Origin of the sequence: Streptomyces sp. NBC_00669 (genome assembly GCF_036226785.1) — a bacterium.
In the GTDB taxonomy this organism is placed as follows: Bacteria; Actinomycetota; Actinomycetes; order Streptomycetales; family Streptomycetaceae; genus Actinacidiphila.
The window spans coordinates 1,105,598-1,122,549 of record NZ_CP109018.1 but is presented as its reverse complement, the minus strand read 5'-3'; the positions used below and the strand labels follow the sequence as shown (position 1 = coordinate 1,122,549).

At 74.1% G+C, this 16,952-nt stretch carries 16 protein-coding genes; 10 read left to right on the top strand and 6 right to left on the bottom strand.

Annotation, left to right across the window (positions count from 1 at the left end):
• Nucleotides 1-71: 71 nt before the first annotated feature.
• Nucleotides 72-851 carry a glycoside hydrolase family 3 N-terminal domain-containing protein gene (locus OG896_RS04395; RefSeq protein ID WP_329362552.1) on the bottom strand — a complete coding sequence of 260 codons (780 nt, stop codon included), beginning with the start codon at nucleotides 849-851 and terminating at the stop codon, nucleotides 72-74.
• A 224-nt stretch (nucleotides 852-1,075) separates the two neighbouring features.
• On the opposite strand from OG896_RS04395, the gene OG896_RS04390 reads away from it, so the two are divergent.
• The 5 genes from OG896_RS04390 (at nucleotide 1,076) to mftF (ending at nucleotide 6,167) form a co-directional block, all read left to right on the top strand.
• Nucleotides 1,076-1,498, top strand: a complete 423-nt coding sequence (locus tag OG896_RS04390; RefSeq protein ID WP_329362550.1) for a secondary thiamine-phosphate synthase enzyme YjbQ — start codon at nucleotides 1,076-1,078, stop codon at nucleotides 1,496-1,498.
• 385 nt (nucleotides 1,499-1,883) lie between these two features.
• Nucleotides 1,884-3,077 carry a pre-mycofactocin synthase MftD gene (gene mftD, locus OG896_RS04385; protein WP_329362547.1) on the top strand — a complete coding sequence of 398 codons (1,194 nt, stop codon included), beginning with the start codon at nucleotides 1,884-1,886 and terminating at the stop codon, nucleotides 3,075-3,077.
• The gene (gene mftE, locus OG896_RS04380; RefSeq protein WP_329362545.1) at nucleotides 3,074-3,817 is read left to right on the top strand and encodes a mycofactocin biosynthesis peptidyl-dipeptidase MftE; all 744 of its coding nucleotides are present in this window, start codon (nucleotides 3,074-3,076) and stop codon (nucleotides 3,815-3,817) included. Before mftD ends, mftE begins: the two co-directional genes overlap by 4 nt.
• Entirely contained in the window at nucleotides 3,814-4,617 is an 804-nt protein-coding gene (locus OG896_RS04375) for a mycofactocin-coupled SDR family oxidoreductase (protein ID WP_329362542.1), read from the top strand. Before mftE ends, OG896_RS04375 begins: the two co-directional genes overlap by 4 nt.
• Nucleotides 4,614-6,167 (top strand): mycofactocin biosynthesis glycosyltransferase MftF, encoded by a 1,554-nt coding sequence (gene mftF / locus OG896_RS04370; RefSeq protein ID WP_329362540.1) that lies wholly within the window; start codon nucleotides 4,614-4,616, stop codon nucleotides 6,165-6,167. The genes OG896_RS04375 and mftF overlap by 4 nt, the downstream gene beginning before the upstream one ends.
• A 96-nt stretch (nucleotides 6,168-6,263) precedes the next feature.
• On the opposite strand, the gene mftC is transcribed toward mftF, so the two are convergent.
• The 3 genes from mftC to mftA are packed head-to-tail and all read right to left on the bottom strand — an operon-like array spanning nucleotide 6,264 to nucleotide 7,978.
• Nucleotides 6,264-7,430: a mycofactocin radical SAM maturase gene (gene mftC, locus OG896_RS04365; RefSeq protein WP_328472129.1), complete on the bottom strand. Its 1,167-nt coding sequence runs from the start codon at nucleotides 7,428-7,430 to the stop codon at nucleotides 6,264-6,266.
• On the bottom strand, nucleotides 7,427-7,774 hold the full coding sequence (gene mftB, locus OG896_RS04360) for a mycofactocin biosynthesis chaperone MftB (protein WP_329362538.1): 348 nt from the start codon (nucleotides 7,772-7,774) through the stop codon (nucleotides 7,427-7,429). The genes mftC and mftB overlap by 4 nt, the downstream gene beginning before the upstream one ends.
• 24 nt (nucleotides 7,775-7,798) lie before the next feature.
• Entirely contained in the window at nucleotides 7,799-7,978 is a 180-nt protein-coding gene (gene mftA / locus OG896_RS04355) for a mycofactocin precursor MftA (protein ID WP_329362536.1), read from the bottom strand.
• A 534-nt stretch (nucleotides 7,979-8,512) separates the two neighbouring features.
• Between mftA and OG896_RS04350 the strand changes: the two genes are divergently transcribed.
• The 4 genes from OG896_RS04350 (at nucleotide 8,513) to OG896_RS04335 (ending at nucleotide 13,210) form a co-directional block, all read left to right on the top strand.
• Complete coding sequence (locus tag OG896_RS04350; protein ID WP_328472135.1) at nucleotides 8,513-9,361, top strand: mycofactocin-coupled SDR family oxidoreductase; 849 nt, start codon at nucleotides 8,513-8,515, stop codon at nucleotides 9,359-9,361.
• A gap of 29 nt (nucleotides 9,362-9,390) precedes the next feature.
• On the top strand, nucleotides 9,391-10,695 hold the full coding sequence (locus OG896_RS04345) for a KamA family radical SAM protein (RefSeq protein ID WP_443056930.1): 1,305 nt from the start codon (nucleotides 9,391-9,393) through the stop codon (nucleotides 10,693-10,695).
• A gap of 235 nt (nucleotides 10,696-10,930) precedes the next feature.
• Nucleotides 10,931-12,187 carry a pyridoxal phosphate-dependent aminotransferase gene (locus tag OG896_RS04340; RefSeq protein ID WP_329362533.1) on the top strand — a complete coding sequence of 419 codons (1,257 nt, stop codon included), beginning with the start codon at nucleotides 10,931-10,933 and terminating at the stop codon, nucleotides 12,185-12,187.
• 72 nt (nucleotides 12,188-12,259) lie between these two features.
• Complete coding sequence (locus OG896_RS04335) at nucleotides 12,260-13,210, top strand: ACP S-malonyltransferase (protein ID WP_443056929.1); 951 nt, start codon at nucleotides 12,260-12,262, stop codon at nucleotides 13,208-13,210.
• A gap of 98 nt (nucleotides 13,211-13,308) precedes the next feature.
• On the opposite strand, the gene OG896_RS04330 is transcribed toward OG896_RS04335, so the two are convergent.
• Nucleotides 13,309-13,560 (bottom strand): phosphopantetheine-binding protein, encoded by a 252-nt coding sequence (locus OG896_RS04330; protein ID WP_328472139.1) that lies wholly within the window; start codon nucleotides 13,558-13,560, stop codon nucleotides 13,309-13,311.
• Nucleotides 13,561-13,683: 123 nt separating this feature from the next.
• Between OG896_RS04330 and OG896_RS04325 the strand changes: the two genes are divergently transcribed.
• Nucleotides 13,684-15,198 carry an AMP-binding protein gene (locus tag OG896_RS04325; RefSeq protein ID WP_329362529.1) on the top strand — a complete coding sequence of 505 codons (1,515 nt, stop codon included), beginning with the start codon at nucleotides 13,684-13,686 and terminating at the stop codon, nucleotides 15,196-15,198.
• Between the two features lie 94 nt (nucleotides 15,199-15,292).
• On the opposite strand, the gene OG896_RS04320 is transcribed toward OG896_RS04325, so the two are convergent.
• Nucleotides 15,293-16,849, bottom strand: coding sequence for an AMP-binding protein (locus tag OG896_RS04320; RefSeq protein ID WP_329362527.1), 1,557 nt, complete (start codon nucleotides 16,847-16,849; stop codon nucleotides 15,293-15,295).
• Between the last annotated feature and the right edge of the window lie 103 nt (nucleotides 16,850-16,952).

The following is a 16,952-nucleotide window of genomic DNA, read 5'->3' as shown; positions in this document are numbered from 1 at the left end:
GCGTAGAGGCCGGCGGAGGAGGCGGGGTGCCCTGGGCCCCGGGTCGTGTCGGGCGGGTCGGGGCGGGCGGCTCAGGCCCCGCAGGGCTGGGCGAGCGGGTTGGAGGCCCACCGCCGCAAGCGGGCGACGCGTTCCGCCGCTTCTTCCAGGCGGGAAAGCGGGAGGTCGCCGTCGGAGACCGCACGGGCGGTGGCCGCGTGGATCGCGTCGCGCACCCCGGGCCCGCTGGCCGGGCCGAGCCTGATGAGGTCGACCCCGGCGATCCAGGCGAGGACGGCGGCGCCCGGCACCCCCCACCCGTCGACGATGGACGGCGCGTCGAGGGTGTCGCTCAGCACGACGCCGGTGTAGCCGAGTTCGCCGCGCAGCACCCCGGTGATCGCGTGGCTGTGGAGCGCCGCGGGCACGGCGGCCGAGATCGCCCGTACCCCCGCGGCCGTGCCCTCCGCGAAGGGAAGCAGGTTCCCGGCGCCGGTGAAGGGCCCCAACGCCGCCGCCACGCCGTGTGTCTGAAGGTCCGTCACGAACGTTCGGGTCTCGCCGGGCCGCGCGCCCGGCCGCACCCCGAGGTGGAGATTCGCCCCGGTGGCCATCGACGCCGCGGCGGCGGCGCCACCTCCCACGGCGGCGTCTACCGGTCCGCAGTGGGCGGTCAGCGCGTCCGGCAGGGCGGCCCGTACCGCGTCGGCGGCGGCCCGGGCGGCGGCGGGCTCGTACGCGTGGACGGCGGCGCCCGGCGTGCCCCGTTCCAGCCCGCGCAGAATCCACTCCGGCAGAGCGGAGCCGCCGCCGTTCACGGACGGCAGCAGGCAGGAGTCGACCAGCACGGCGAGCCGGTGCAGCGTCTTCACGTCTGGGGTCCCCCTCCGGGGCGCGGCAGTCGGCGAACCCCCCGAATGGTACAGACCAATCTGCGGCCGGGGCAATGATCCCCATCACCCGCGACGCTCGCCCACGACGCTCGCCCACGACGTTCACCCGCAACGTTCCGCCCCGGGCCGCGGACCGCCGGTCGGCTCCCGACGCCGGACGCGGCATCCGGACGGGCGGGCCACCATGGGCCACCATGGAAGGCATGGCCGAACGCTTTGGAACCCGTGTCCTCGACATCCACACCGGCGACCGTGAGATCGTCCACGACCTGACCGACGCCTGCACCGGCTTCCTGCGGGGGACGGCGCAGGGGCGGGACGGGCTGCTCAACGTCTTCGTACCGCACGCCACGGCGGGCATCGCGGTCATCGAGACCGGCGCGGGCAGCGACGAGGACCTGCTCGCCCTGCTCGGCGACCTGCTGCCGGCCGACGACCGGTGGCGGCACCGGCACGGCCCGCGCGGCCACGGCCGCGACCACGTGCTGCCCGCGCTGGTGCCGCCGCACGCGACGCTGCCGGTGATCGGCGGCCGGCTGGAGCTGGGCACCTGGCAGTCCGTCGTGCTGGTGGACACCAACGTCTCCAACACCGACCGCCAGGTCCGCCTGAGCTTCCTGGGCTGAGCGAACCGCGGTCCGGACGAAGCCGCGGTCCGGACGAAGCCGCGGTCCGGACGAAGCCGCGGGCCGGACGGAGCTGCGGGCCCGACGAATCCGCGGTCCCGGCGAAGCCCTGCCGGCTCCGAACCGTGCCGGCCCGGCCGTACGCGCTGAGTGCGGCCGCGGGCAAGGGAGTTGGGCCGGCCCGGCGAGCCGGGGCAGTGATCGGCGACTTCGGCATGTGCCCTTCTTTTCCCCACCCGGCGCCACTATCGTCCAGATGCACGGCGGACGACCGCCTCCCCCCGGAGCCGTGGGGGCAGCCTCTCATGGGCCACACGCCGTGAGCTCCCGTGCCCGAGTCCCCATCGGCGGCGAGCGCGGCCTCCACCGAGTGAAGGGGTATGTCGTGGGCAGCAATTGGTTCGAGACCGTCGCACACGCCCAGCGACGAGCCGAGAAGCGCCTTCCGAAATCCGTCTACGGCGCGCTGCTCGCCGGGTCCGAGGCGGGGGTGTCCTACCGGGACAACACCGCGGCGTTCCGGGAGCTGGGAATGGCCCCGCACGTGGCCGGCCAGCCCCCGGAACAGGATCTGGCGACCACGGTCATGGGGCAGCCGATCGCGCTGCCGGTGGTCATCTCCCCGACCGGGGTCCAGGCCGTCCACCCCGACGGCGAGGTGGCCGTCGCCCGCGCCGCCGCGGCGCGGGGCACCGCGATGGGGCTCAGCTCCTTCGCGAGCAAACCGGTCGAGGAGGTGGTGGCGGCCAACCCGAAGACGTTCTTCCAGATGTACTGGATGGGGTCGAAGGACGCGATGGTCCGCATGATGGACCGGGCCCGTACCGCCGGGGCGGTGGGCCTGATCGTCACCCTCGACTGGTCCTTCTCGCACGGCCGCGACTGGGGCAGCCCCTGGATACCGGAGCGGCTGGACCTGCGGGCCATGGCGAAGCTCGCCCCGCAGGCCCTGACCCGGCCCTCCTGGCTGCTGGACTACGCCCGCTCCGGCAAGCTCCCCGACCTCACGACTCCCAACCTCACCGGCCCGGACGGCGTCACGCCGACGTTCTTCGGCGCCTACGGCGCGTGGATGCAGACCCCGCCGCCCAGTTGGGACGACATCCGCTGGCTGCGGGACGAATGGCGCGGCCCCTTCATGCTCAAGGGCGTCTCGCGGCTGGACGACGCCCGCCGGGCCGTGGACTGCGGGGTCACCGCGATCTCCGTCTCCAACCACGGCGGCAACAACCTCGACGGCACCCCCGCCCCCATCCGCATGCTGCCCGCGGTGGCCGAGGCGGTGGGCGGAGAGGTGGAGGTGCTGATGGACGGGGGCATCCGGCGCGGCAGCGACGTCGTCAAGGCCCTCGCCCTCGGCGCGCGCGCCGTGATGATCGGCCGCGCCTACCTGTGGGGGCTCGCCGCCGCGGGACAGGGCGGCGTGGAGAACGTCCTGGACGTCATGGCCGGCGGCATCCGCTCCGCGCTGCTCGGCCTCGGCCGGGCCGGCGTCGGGGAGTTGGTGCCCGACGACGTGATCGTGCCGGCCGGCTTCACCCGCACGCTCGGTGACACCGACCGCACGGGGCGGAAGTGAAGCCGGGCGCGCAGCCCGCGAACCTGGCCCACCGCACCTGGACCTCGCTGCCGCACCGCCCGGTGGTCCTGGTGCCGGTCGGCTCGATCGAGCAGCACGGCCCCCACCTGCCGCTGGACACCGACACCACGGTCGCCACCGCCGTGGCCGAGGGTGCGGCCCGGCGCCTGGCCGGCACCGGCCCCGCGGACCGGATACTGCTGGCGCCGCCGATCGTCTACGCGGCCAGCGGCGAACACCAGTCCTTTCCGGGCACGATGTCGATCGGCAACGAGGCGCTGCGGTTCATGCTCGTCGAACTCGTCCGCTCCCTGTCCCTCTGGTCCGGCCGGGTCGTGTTCGTCAACGGCCACGGCGGCAACCTCGCCTGCCTGACCGGCGCGGTCGGCCAACTGGTCGACGAGGGGCACGACGTGGGCTGGGTGGCCTGCGTACCGGAGGGCGGCGACGCGCACGCCGGCCGCTGCGAGACCTCGCTGATGCTCCATCTGGCCCCGGAGCGGGTCGACATGCTCCGGGCCGAGCCCGGAAACCCCGCGCCGCTCGCGGAGTTGCTGCCGACGATCATCGCCGGGGGCGTGGCCGCGGTCTCGCCGTCCGGCGTGCTCGGCGACCCGACCGGCGCGACCGCGCAGGAGGGCGCCCGCCTCCTCGACGCCCTGGTGGCGGACGCGGCCGAGCGGATCGGCGGCAGCCCTGACGCCCGCGGCCGGCTGAGCCGCGCCGGGGCCCGGGCATGACCGGCACCCGGCGGGTCGCGCTGGTCACGGGCGCCGCGCGCGGCATCGGCGCCGCGACCGTACGGGCGCTGTGCGCGGACGGGTACGCGGTCGTCGCCCTCGACGGCTGCGCGGGCGACGGTCCCGGGCGCGGCCCCGGCGTGGACTACCCGCTGGCGAGCCGTGCGGAGTTGGAGGCGCTCGGCGCGCGGTGCCCCGGCCAGGTCGTCACCCGGGTCGCCGACGTCCGCGACGCCGACGCGCTGCGGGCCGCCGCGGCCGCCGCGGTCGAGGAGTTCGGCCGGCTCGACGCGGCGGTGGCGGCCGCGGCCGTCATCTGCGGCGGCCTGCCGGTGTGGGAGACCCCGCCGGAGCAGGTGCGGACCCTGTGGGAGGTCGACGTCATGGGGGTGTGGAACACCGCGGCGGCCTGCGTGCCGCACATGCTGAGCGGGCCCGACCCGGCCGGCTGCCGGTTCGTCGCCGTGGCCTCTGCCGCGGGCACCCGCGGCCTGTTCCACCTGGCCGGGTACGGCGCCGCCAAGCACGCCGTCGTCGGCCTGGTCCGCGGGCTGGCCGCCGACCTCGTGAACACCGGGGTGACCGCCGTCGCGGTGTCCCCCGGCTCGACCCGGACGGCCATGCTGGACGCCACCGCCGCGCTCTACGACGTCGGCACCGAGACGTTCGCCGGCTCGCAACTCGACGGCCGGCTGATCGAGCCCGAGGAGGTCGCCGACGTCGTCGCCTTCTGCTGCTCCCGGCCCGGCGGCGTCGCCAACGGGACGGTCGTCAGCGCCGAGGGCGGGTTCCGCGGATGACGCTTCCGGTCGGTTCCGTGGTGGAACTCGGCTCCAGGGTCAGGCGGTACGACCGCGGACGCGTCCTCGTCGGGGGAGCGCCGCCCCGCCTGCTGCGCCTGTCCGCGCCCGCCGTGGCGCTCCTGGCGGGCCGGCGGATACGGATCGACGGTCCGACCTCGCTGCGGCTCGCGACCCGGCTGGTGGCGCTGGGGATGGCGCACCCGGTCGTCACCGCGCTCCCGCCGGCCGACCTCGGGCAGCTCACCGTGGTCGTGCCGGCCCACGGCCGGCCCGACGCGCTGGAGCGGCTGCTGGCCGGCGTGGCCGGACGGGTCGAGGTGATCGTCGTGGACGACGCCTCCCCCGACCCGGACCCGGTGGCCCGCGTCGCCCACCGGCACGGCGCTCGCCTGATCCGCCACCCCGGCAACCGCGGGCCGGCCGCCGCCCGCAACACCGGGCTGCGGCAGGTCCGCACCCCCTTCGTGGCGTTCATCGACAGCGACATCACCGTCGAGCCCGACACCCTGCCGATGCTGCTGCGCCACTTCCACGACCCCGAACTCGCCGTCGTCGCCCCCCGGGTCCTCGGCCTGCACGGGCCGGGCACGCCGGAGCGGGGCAACTGGATCGTCCGCTACGAGGGGGCCCGTTCCTCGCTCGACCTCCAGGCGCACCCGGCCCTGGTCCATCCGCGCTCGCGCGTGTCGTGGGTGCCCAGCGCCTGCCTGGTGGCGCGCGTCGACGCGCTCGGGCCGGGGTTCACCGAGTCCATGCGGGTCGGCGAGGACGTCGACCTGGTCTGGCGGCTGGCCGCCGAGGGGCACCGGGTCCGCTACGAGCCGTCCGTCGCGGTCCGGCACGACCACCGCAGCGGCCTCGCCGACTGGCTGGGCCGCAAGGCGTACTACGGCACGGGGGCGCACACGCTCTCCGCGCGGCACGGCCCGGCGGTGGCCCCGGCGGTCCTCACGCCGTGGGCCGCGGCCGTCGGCGTAGCGGCGCTGGCGCAGCGGCGCTGGTCGCTGCCGGCGGCCGCGGTGGTGCTCACCGCGGTGACCCGCCGGAACCTGCGCAAGGTGCCGGCCGGGAGCGCCGGACGGCACCGGATCGCCGTTTCCCTGACCGGCCTGGGGGTGGCGGCCACCGCCGAGCAGGCGGCCGCGCTGCTGCTGCGGCACTGGTGGCCGCTGAGCCTCGCCGGCTGCGTGGTGTCGTCCCGGGCCCGCCGGGCGGTGGCGCTGGCCGCGGTCGCCGACGGGCTGCTGGAGTACCGCCTGCGCGCCCCCGACCTGGACCCGGTGCGTTTCGCGCTGGCCCGCCGGCTGGACGACCTCGCGTACGGCTCGGGGCTGTGGGCGGGGGCGGTCAGGGGGCGGTCGATCCGCTGCCTGCTTCCCGAGATCCGCCGCTCAGGGGCGGGGGCGGGGGCGGGGGCGGGTGTGCGTGCGCGTTCTGCCGCGGGTGCCGCGGGTACTTCGGCCGCTGCTGGTGCTTCGGCCCCTGCTGCAGCGCGTCCGGGGGCCGGGACCCGGGGCGACCGGCCGTTCCCGCGCAACGCACCGTGAACGCCCCGGGGGGACCGCGACGCCCGCCGCGATCCCCCCGGGCCACCCGAGATCCGAGGGCACCGGCGCCCGAACGGCCGCCGGTGCCCTCCGGGTTCACAACGGGCTCTCGTCGCAGGGCTTGGCCGGCATCCGCCGCCCGATGGTCACCGGGACCGGCCCGACGCCCGCGCGTACGGGCCGCGAGTGGTCCTGGGAGGGGCGCGGCGCGTGTCCCGCCGCCACCCCCTCCAGGGCGCGTTCGCCGAACCCCCGCACGCACTCGGGGTCGGGGCCGTCGAGCGGCAGTCCGGTGAAGAACTTGGCCGCCATGCAACCGCCCTGGCAGGCGTCGAAGTGGCCGCAGGACGCGCAGGCGCCCGCGGACTGCGGTTCACGCAGCTGCTCGAACAGCTCGGAGGACCGCCACACCGAGGTGAAGCCGCCCGGCTCGCGGACGTTCCCGGCCCGGAAGGCGTCGTGGATGGCGAACGGGCACGCGTAGACGTCGCCGACCGGGTCGATCAGGCAGACCACCCTGCCGGCTCCGCACAGGTTGAGCCCGGGCATCGACTGCCCGAAGGCCGACAGGTGGAAGAACGAGTCGCCGGTGAGCACCTTCTCCCCGTGCGCCACCAGCCAGTCGTACAGCTCGCGTTGCTGTTCGGGCCGCGGGTGCAGCTCGTCCCAGGTGTCGGCTCCGCGCCCGGAGGGGCGCAGCCGGGTCAGCCGCAGTTGGGCGCCGTAGCGGTCGGCGAGTGCCGCGAAGTCGTCGAGCTGGCCGATGTTGTGCCGGGTCGCGACGACCGAGAGTTTGAAGCCGCGGAACCCGGCCGCCGCCAGGTTGCGCATCGCCCGGACCGCCGTGTCGTACGAACCCGGCCCGCGCACCCGGTCGTTGACCTCGGCGGTGGCGCCGTCCAGCGAGATCTGCACGTCCACGTAGTCGCTCCCGGCGAGCCGGGCCGCGACCTCCTCGGTGATGCGTACCCCGTTGGTCGAGAACTTGACGCCGACCTGGTGCGCGGTGGCGTAGTCGACGAGTTCCCAGAAGTCCGGGCGCACGGTGGGCTCGCCGCCGCCGATGTTCACGTAGAAGACCTGCATGCGCTGCAACTCGTCGATCACCGAACGGCATTCGGCGGTGGACAGCTCGCGCGGGTCGCGCCGCCCGGAGCTGGACAGGCAGTGCACGCAGGCGAGGTTGCAGGCGTACGTCAGCTCCCACGTCAGGCAGATGGGGGCGTCCAGCCCCCGCTGGAAGTGTTCCACCAGGCGGGTCACGGAAGCCTCCTGTCCTCTCGGCCGGGCGCGGCAGAGGGCACCCTCGGCGCGTCCCCGGCGGTTTCGGTGCTCGCGGCGTGCCGCTCGACGATCATCCGGGTGCGGGCGAGCGTGGACAGCGCGGCCGTGAAGGCGGGCAGGCGGTCGCCCGCGACCACCTCGCACGCCCGGCGAGCACTGGGCTGCGCGTCCAACTCCCGTACCACGCTCAGAAGTTCGGGGTCCTTGAGGAATGACAGCCGCCGCGTGCCGAAGTGGTACAGCAGCGCGCCGAACGGCTCGGGGCGTACCGAGACCTGCGGATGCAGCGTCCAGGCGCGCTCGATGTCGAACTCCACGGGCATACGGTCCTCACTCCTCGTCGCCGGTCAGTACACGCCGCACATGCCGTCGATCGACACGTCCTCGACGAGCAGGTCCTCCTCGACCGGCTGCTCGGCGCCGCCGGGGGCCGGGGAACCGGCAGCGGTGGAGGCGGCGGTGGAAGCGGCGATGGAGGCGGTGGTCGAATCGGCGGTGGCGGGATCGGTGGTGGCGAGATCGCTCATGTGACGCTCCTTCATGGGGCACAGGCGGTGCGCGGAAGGATCGCCGGGAGCGCGGAGGGAGCCGCGAACCGGCGCGGACGGCACCACGTCGTGGGCACCGGACGCACGGATGATATGGCCCGGTCCGGCTGGGGCGGAAGAGGCGCCAGGGCCCGCCGGACCCGGGCCGGCAGCGCCTGGGGCCGCCTCCCGCGAACACCGCGCGAGCCCCCCGCGGCCTCCCGCAGGGCACCGGACCAGGGCCGGGAGCGGCGTGCGAGCGCGGCGGCCGGCCGCCGTCAGGGGAGCCGGACCGGTGCCGGTCGGCTCACCCCCCTAAAACCGTCCCTTCCCGCGATCCACGGAGGATAGGGGGACCCCTGAGGTGCGGTGACGGCGTGGGCTAGGGGTCATCGGCGGCCGTTCCGCCCGGGCCCGGGCGGTAGAAAAGCTGCGGGATCGCCGCTGCCGCCCCGCCTGCCGGCGGGCGCGGTTCGACTTCCCTGGTACGTCCAGGAGTTGAAGCACGTCCACAACGCATCAAGGAGGGCCTCGATGGGCCGGGTGGAAGGCAAAGTCGCCGTGGTGACGGGCGCCGCGCGCGGGCAGGGGCGCAGTCACGCAGTGCGACTGGCCGAGGAGGGCGCGGACATCATCGCGATCGACGCGTGCGAGGACAACGACGCGGCGACGTATCCAATGGCCACGCAGGCCGACTTGGACGAGACCGCGCGGCTGGTCGAGAAGGCCGGCCGCCGCGTCTTCGCCAGGCGCGCCGACGTGCGGGACGCGGCCGCGCTGCGCGCCGCGATCGACGCGGGAGTGGCCGAACTCGGCCGGCTCGACGTGGTCGTCCCGAACGCGGGCATCCTGCCGATGGGCGCCCAGCTTCCGGTCGGCTCGTTCACCGGCACCATCGACGTCAACCTCGTCGGCTCCATCAACACCGTGCACGCCGCGCTCCCGCACCTGGGAGAGGGCGGCTCGATCATCCTCGTCGGCTCGATCATGGGCTTCCTGCCGCCCGGCCCCGAGGACGCCATGGCCGGCCCCGGCATGGGCGGCTACAAGTTCGCCAAGCACGTCATGGTGGACTACGCGAACGCGCTCGCCAACCAGCTCGCCGCCTCCGGCCGCCGGGTCAACGCCGTCCACCCGACCAACGTGGACACCTCCATGCTCCTCAACGACGCCGTCTACCAGGCGTTCCGGCCCGACATGGAGAACCCCGGCCGGGCCGACGCCGAGCCGATCTTCACCACCATCCAGGCCATGCCGGTCCCGTACGTGCACGCCGAGGACGTCTCCAACGCCGTGGTGTACCTTGCCTCGGACGAGTCGCGGTACGTGACCGGGCTGCATCTGCGGATCGACGCCGGCGCGCTGGTCAAGCAGGGCCGGTGACCGTGTCCGCGGCCTTGCCGGACGCGGGGGTGTCCCGATTCCGTGCGTACGGCCCGCGCCAGATCGACACGATCGCGGCGCGGTACGGCCTGCCCGACGAGCTCAGGAAGACGGTGCGGCTGGTCTCCCAGGTGCTCCCCTTCCGGGTGAACGAGTACGTCCTGTCGAACCTCATCGACTGGCAGAACCTCCCGGACGACCCGATCTACCAGCTCGTCTTCCCCCAGCAGGGGATGCTCTCCAGCGAGGACGAGAAGCGGCTGTCGGTGCTGCTGGACGCCGACGACACCGTCTCGCGCCGCGAGCTGACCGAGACGGTGAACTCGATCCGCGCGCGGCTCAACCCGCACCCGTCGGGGCAGATGCAGCTCAACGTGCCACAGCAGGACGGCGTCGAACTCAAGGGCATGCAGCACAAGTACCGCGAGACGGTGCTGTACTTCCCCGGCCACGGCCAGAGCTGCCACGCCTACTGCACGTACTGCTTCCGCTGGGCGCAGTTCGTCGGCGAGGCCGACCTGCGCTTCGCCGCGCCCGACCCCGGGCACCTGCTGACGTACCTCGGCGACCACCCGGACGTCAGCGACGTGCTGGTCACCGGCGGCGACCCCGCGATCATGTCCACCGACCGGCTGCGCAGCCACCTCGAACCGCTGCTGACGGTGGACACGCTGCGCACCATCCGGATCGGCACCAAGGCCGTGGCCTACTGGCCGCAGCGGTTCGTCACCGACCAGGACGCGGACGACCTGCTCCGGCTCTTCGAGCAGGTCGTCGCCTCCGGCCGCAACCTCGCGGTGATGGCGCACTTCAGCCACCCCCGCGAGCTGGAGACCGACATCGCGCGGCGCGCGGTGTCGCGCATCCGGTCCACCGGGGCCCTGGTGTACTGCCAGGCACCGCTCATCGCGCACGTCAACGACGACCCGCGGACCTGGGCGGAGCTGTGGCGCCGGGAACTGGCCGCCGACGCGGTGCCGTACTACATGTTCGTCGAGCGCGACACCGGCCCGCACGACTACTTCAAGGTCCCGCTGGCCCGTGCCGCCACCATCTTCCGCGAGGCGTACCGGACCCTGCCCGGCCTCGCCCGCACCGTGCGCGGCCCGGTGATGTCGGCGACCCCGGGGAAGGTCCTCGTCGACGGCGTCCAGGACACCCCCGAGGGGCGGTACTTCGCCCTGCGCATGGTGCAGGCCCGCGATCCCCAGCTGGTCGGGCGGCCGTTCCGGGCCCTGTACTCGCCGACCGCCTGCTGGATCGACGAGTTGGAGTGCGACCCCTCGACCCCGGAAGACATCGTCGCCGCCGTCGCGGGCCGGGTGCGGTCCTAGGCCGTGTTTTGGAAGTCCCGCCTGCCCCGTGGCGCCTGATACGCACGCTCGCTGCGTTGTCGGGCTTGTCCGAGTAGGCCCACTACGAGGACAACCCTCCGCCTTGCGATCGCACGCACCAGACGCCACGGGCCCCGCCCAAAGGGCGGACGGCGCTACTTCCAAAACACGGCCTAGGCGCGAGCCCCGACGGGCCGCGGGTGGCCCGCCTCGAACAGACTAAGGAGCCCGGAGCATGGCCGGTCGGAAAGTCTCGCCCAACCTGGAGCTCAACCGCATCGTGGACGAGCGGCGTGCCGTCGGCGAGTCACTCGTGCACCTGGGGTTCGGAGAGGCCCGCCTGCCCGTCTTCGCCCCCCTCGCGCGGCAGCTCGCCGCCGGGGCGGCGTACAACGCGTACGGCCCGGTGGCGGGCGGCCTGCCGGTACGGGAGGCGGTGGCGGGCTACTTCACCCGGCGCCGCCTGCCCACCGGGCCGGACCAGGTACTGGTGGCCCCCGGCAGCAAGCCGCTGCTGATGGGCCTTCAGCACGTGACCGGCGGCGAGGTGTACCTCCCCAAGCCGGCCTGGAACACCTACGCCCCGCAGGCCGCGCTCGCCGGCAAGCGGGCGATCGGGGTCCCCATCCCGCCGGAGAGCGGCGGCATACCGGACCCGGCCGTCCTGCGGGAGGAGTTGCGCGCCGCCCGCACGCGCGGCGCGACGCCCGGGATGGTGATCCTCACGCTGCCCGACAACCCCACGGGGACCATCGCCCCCGCCCGGCTGGTCCGGGAGGTGTGCGCCCTGGCGGAGGAGTACGACCTGCTCGTCGTCTCCGACGAGGTCTACCGCGATGTGATCCACGACCCGGCCACCGAGTTCCTCAGCCCCGCCGACGTGGTGCCGCACCGGACCGTGGTGACCACCGGCCTGAGCAAGAGCCTCGCCCTGGGCGGGTGGCGGATCGGCTGCGCCCGCTTCCCGGACAACCCGCTCGGCCGGCGGCTGCGCGACGACGTGGTCGCCGTCGGCAGCGAGGTGTGGTCGACGCTGGCCGCCCCCATGCAGGAGGTGGCCGAGTACGCCTTCTCCGAACCGCCGGAGCTGCGGGCCTGGCTGGGCCGCGCCGCCCGTCTGCACGGGACGGTGGCCCGGGCGGTGCACGCCCTGCTCACCGACGCCGGCGCCTCCTGCCGGCCGCCGACCGGCGCGTTCTACGTCTACCCCGACTTCGAGCCGGTCCGGGACGCGCTGGCCCGGCGGGGCGTGACCGACTCGCCCTCGCTCTTCGCGCACCTGCTCGACGAGTACGGCATCGCCGTGCTGGCCGGTCACCAACTCGGCGACGACGAAGGGGCGTTGCGTTTCAAGGCGGCGACCAGCCTGCTGTACGGGCCGACCCGCGAGGAGCAGCAGGCGGCCCTCGACGCGGAAGACCCGCTGCGGCTGCCCCACGTGGACTCGGTACTGACCCGGCTGGCCGAGAGCTTCGCGAAACTCACCGCCTGAACCGCACGCCGGCACCCGCCGGACCCGCCCGCACACCCCGGCAGACACCCCCAACCGTCAGGAGGACGAGCCGTGTCGGGAACCGACGAACGGACCGCGAACGCCGTGGCGTTCCCCGGCATGGGGCCCTCGCGCTACGCCGACGTGGCGAAGTTCATGCTGGTCAACCCCTGCGCCAGGGACCTGCTCGGGCGCGCGGAGAAGGTCCTCGACTACGACCTGCTCCAGCGCTACCGCGACGCCGACGACGACTACTCCGAGTACGCCCAGGTCGCCTTCCTCGTCAACTGCCTCGCGCTGGCCCAGTGGTCGGAGCGGACCATGGACGCGCCGCCCGTCGCCTGCGCCGGGGCGAGCTTCGGCGGGAAGGCCGCCGCCGTCCACGCGGGCGCCCTCGCCTTCGAGGACGCGGTGTGGATGACCGCCCGCATGGCCCGGTGCGAGACCGAGTACTTCGCCGAGCACCACCAGGACGTGGTCACCCACTCCTTCGCCCGCACCCCGTGGGAGACGCTCGATCCGATCCTGCGGGACCTGGCGGAACAGGGGGAGTGGTACGACATCTCCTGCTACATCGACGCCGACTTCTACATGGTCTCGCTGCGCGAGGAGAAGGTCGCCTGGCTGGAGGAGCGGCTGCGCGCCGCCTCCGGGCTGCCCATCTACACCATGCGCCCGCCCATGCACTGCGCCGTGTTCGCCCCGCTGCGCGACCGGGTCGAGGAGGAGGTCGTCGGGCGGCTGGAGTTCCGCGACCCCGAACTGCCTTTCGTCGCCGACCAGGACGGCTCGGTGCTGACCACGGCCGCGCAGGTGCGCGCGACCCTGCTGGACGGCTACGTGCGGCCGGTGCGCTGGCCGGCCGTGATCGAGGGCCTGCGCGGGCTGGGGGTGGGCCGGCTGCACGTGTGCGGCCCGGACGCGCTCTTCGGCCGGGTCGGCTGCACCGTCGCCGCGTTCGAGGTGGTCAACGTGCTGCCGAGGAACGTCATGCGGCCGCGCGGAGGACGGCCGGCCGCCTGATGGCAGTGGCCGGTACGACGGTCCGTCCCCGCCCCCCGGTGAGCCGGGCGGCGGGGACGGACGTCGGTCGTCGGCGGTGGCCGCCGGGGTCGGAGAGGTCAGCCGGCGGTGGACCGGGTCAGCTCGCACAGCCCGGACCACAGGACGTCCGGCGTGGCGAAGGTCTCGACCCGCATCATGTCGTTCACGAACCGCACGTTATACGTGTTCTCCAGAGCGGCCATCAGGCCGACCATACTCAACGAGTCGAGACCGAGGTCGCGCAGATCGCTGTTCTTCTCGATCGGCTGCTCCGGCGAGAGGAACGGAAGATAGGTGCGCAGAATTTTCTCGAACCGATCGTCCCACATGACGACTCCGAATTGTCGTGGACCCGAGCCACCGGGCGATGGCTCTCCTGTTCCATGATGCAAAGCCCGGGACGACTGCGGGCAACCCTTGCCACCCCCTATTCCCTGTGACCGGGAGCGAGAATGGACTCCATCGCCGAGCACGCCCTGTACGCGCGATTCCTCCGCGGGCTGCGCGCATTTCCGCGGCGCCCCGCGCTGCGGGTCGGCACCCGGACCGTCAGCTACGAGGAGGCCCACGAGACGGCGCTGCGGTGGTCCGGCGCCGCGCTGGCCGCCGCCACGCCGCCGCCGCGCGCCGTCGGCGTGCTCACCGGCCGCAGCACCGACGCCTACCTCGCCGTCCTGGCCGCGCTCTACACCGGCGCCGCGGTCGTACCGCTGCACGCGGAGTTCCCGGTGGAGCGCACCCGCGAGATGCTGCGCGCCGCCGGGGTGTCGGTGGTCCTGGCCGACGAGCAGGGCTTGGCGACGCTGGCCGCCACCGGCCTGGACCTGCCGGCGGTGCCGGCCGCCGCGGCCCGCGGGCCGGCCGGCCGCGCGGCGGGCCTGGCCGCGCCGCGCCCGGTCGCCCCGGACGACACCGCGTACGTGCTGTTCACCTCGGGGTCGACGGGCCGGCCCAAGGGCGTGCCGATCACCCACGCCAACACCGCCCACTACTTCGGGCTGATGGACCGGCGCTACGACTTCAACGAGACCGACGTCTTCTCGCAGACCTTCGACCTCAACTTCGACTGCGCGATGTTCGACCTGTTCTGCGCCTGGGGAGCCGGGGCCCGGGTGCAGGCCATCCCGCCGCTCGCCTACCGCGACCTGCCGGACTTCCTCACGGAGTGCGGGATGACCGTCTGGTTCTCCACACCGAGCGTGGTCGCCCTCAGCCGGCGGCTGAGCGGCCTCGTCGCGGACTCGATGCCGACGCTGCGCTGGAGCCTGTTCGCGGGCGAGGCCCTGCGCCAGGCGGACGCCGAGGAGTGGCAGCGGGCCGCCTCCCGTTCGACGCTGGAGAACATCTACGGACCGACCGAACTGACCATCACCATTGCCGGCCACCGCTGGGACCCCGAGCGCTCGCCGGCCCGCTGCGTCAACGGCCTGGTGCCGATCGGAGCGGTGCACGCCGGCCACGACCACCTGCTGCTCGGGCCCGACGGAGGCGTCGACCCGACCGAGGGCGAACTGTGCGTCTGCGGGCCGCAGACCACCCCCGGCTACCTCGATCCGCGGGACGGCGAGGGGCGGTTCCTGGAACGCGCCGGAGCCGTCTGGTACCGCACCGGCGACCGGGTGCGGCGGCTGGACGGCGGCGAACTGGCGTACCTCGGGCGGCTGGACGCCCAGGTGCAGGTGCAGGGCTGGCGGGTGGAGCTGGCCGAGGTGGAGGCCGCGGCGCGCACCTGCGACGGCGTGGAGGACGCGGTCGTGGTGCCGAGGAGCACCGAGGACGGCACCGAACTGGTCGTCTTCTACACCGGAGTGCCCACCGCGCCGGCCGTGTTGGCCCGCCGGATGCGGGAGGTGCTGCCGAAGGGGATGCTGCCCCGGGAGTACCACCACCTGGCGGAGTTCCCGCTCAACGCCAACCGGAAGATCGACCGCAGGCACCTGGCGGGTCAGGCCGTACGCCCGGACTGACGCCCCGCGAGGCCCCGGCCGCCACCCTCTCCGACAAGCCCGGCCCGCCCGATGTTCGCATCGGGCGGGCCGGGCGCGTTGCTCTGTCCTCTGCTCAGCGGACCGGCGCCGCCGCGTACCGCTCGGCCAGCGCCGCCTTGTCGACCTTGCCGTTGGCGGTGATCGGCAGCCGGTCCACGATCCGGATGCGCGCGGGGGCCATGTAGGCGGGCAGGGCCTGCTTGCAGAAGACCGCGACCTCCGTCTCGCCGAACGGCGCCGCGTCCGAGGCGGCGACCACGAACGCGTGCAGCGCGAGTTCCCCGCCGTCCAGCGGATGCGCCAGCACCGTGGCCGCGGTGATGCCGGGGAACTCCAGAATCCGGCGCTCGACCTCGTCCAGCTCGACCCGGTTGCCGCGGATCTGCACCTGCGAGTCCTTGCGCCCGCAGAAGTGCACCTCGCCCCCGGGCCCGAGGTAGCCCAGGTCGCCGGTGCGCAACACGAGCCTGCCGGAGGCCGGTTCGAGCGGGTCGGGCACGAGCGCGGCGCGGGTGGCCTGCGGGTCATCCCAGTAGCCGGTGAACAGCGCCGGGCTGTAGAGGTGGATCTCGCCCAGCACGCCGGGCCCGTCCACCGGCTGCCCCGACTCGTCGAGGACGAGCATCTCGGCACCGGGGTGGGCGAATCCGATCGACAGCTCCCGCGTGTCCTCCGGGAGCGGGTTGGGCACGTCGGCGAAGGACGACGCCATCGACTCGGTGGCGCCGTAGCAGTTGATGATCCGGATGGTGGGCCGCAGCCGCTGGAGCGCGCGCAGTTCGGGCAGCGGGAACATCTCACCGCAGAACAGGATGCTCGCCAGGTGCTCCAACGCGGCCAGTTCCTCGGGCTCGTGGGTGAGCACGGGCCGCCAGATCGACGGCACGCCGTCGACGTGGGTGACCTCGGCCTCCCGCAGCAGCCCCAGGAACCGCCGGGGGAAGTGCAGTACCGCCCGCGGCACCGGCACCAGGGTCGCCCCGGTGCCGAGCGCCAGACCGATGTCCAGCAGCGAGAAGTCGAACTGCAGCGGCGAGGTGGTGGCCACACGGTCGTCAGCGGTGATCAGCCGCTCCGCCAGCATGCCGCGGTAGAAGGAGGTGACGCCGCGGTGGCTCATCACCACGCCCTTCGGGCGCCCGGTGGTGCCCGACGTGAAGATCATGTAGGCGGTGTCGGTCTCCACCGCCACCTGGCGCCGGCGCGGGCGCCGGGCCGGCATCCGCTCGACGACCAGCCCGCCGGGCCCGAACCTGGCGGTGCCGAGATCGGCCGGCAGTCCCTCGCGCGGAGCGGGCGCCGCCCGCAGGTGCAGGGCGGGCCGCGCGGTGTCGATGATGGCGGCGAGCCGCGCCGGCGGGGTCTGCGGGCTCACCGGGATGAACGCGGCGCCCACCGTCGAGCAGGCGAGGAAGGCCGCGATGGCGGCGGCGGAGGTGTCGGACTCCAGCACCACCCGGTCCCCGACACCGATGGACAGATCAGCCAGGGAATTCGCGTATTCCCTTACCAGGGACTCCAGTCGGCGAAATGAGGTGGTAACCGCGCCGTCCGGCCCGTCGAATTCCATGACGGCGGGTCGGTCCGGAGTCGACCGCGCGGCGCTCAACATGAATTCATGAAGCAGCATTGCGGCAGCGTAGGCCAGGGCGGTTCCGAGCCGTCCCGGCCCGGCGGAAAGCTAGGGGTGCGTCCGGGCGGTCCGCCGAACCCGGCGGGCGGCTAGGGGGACC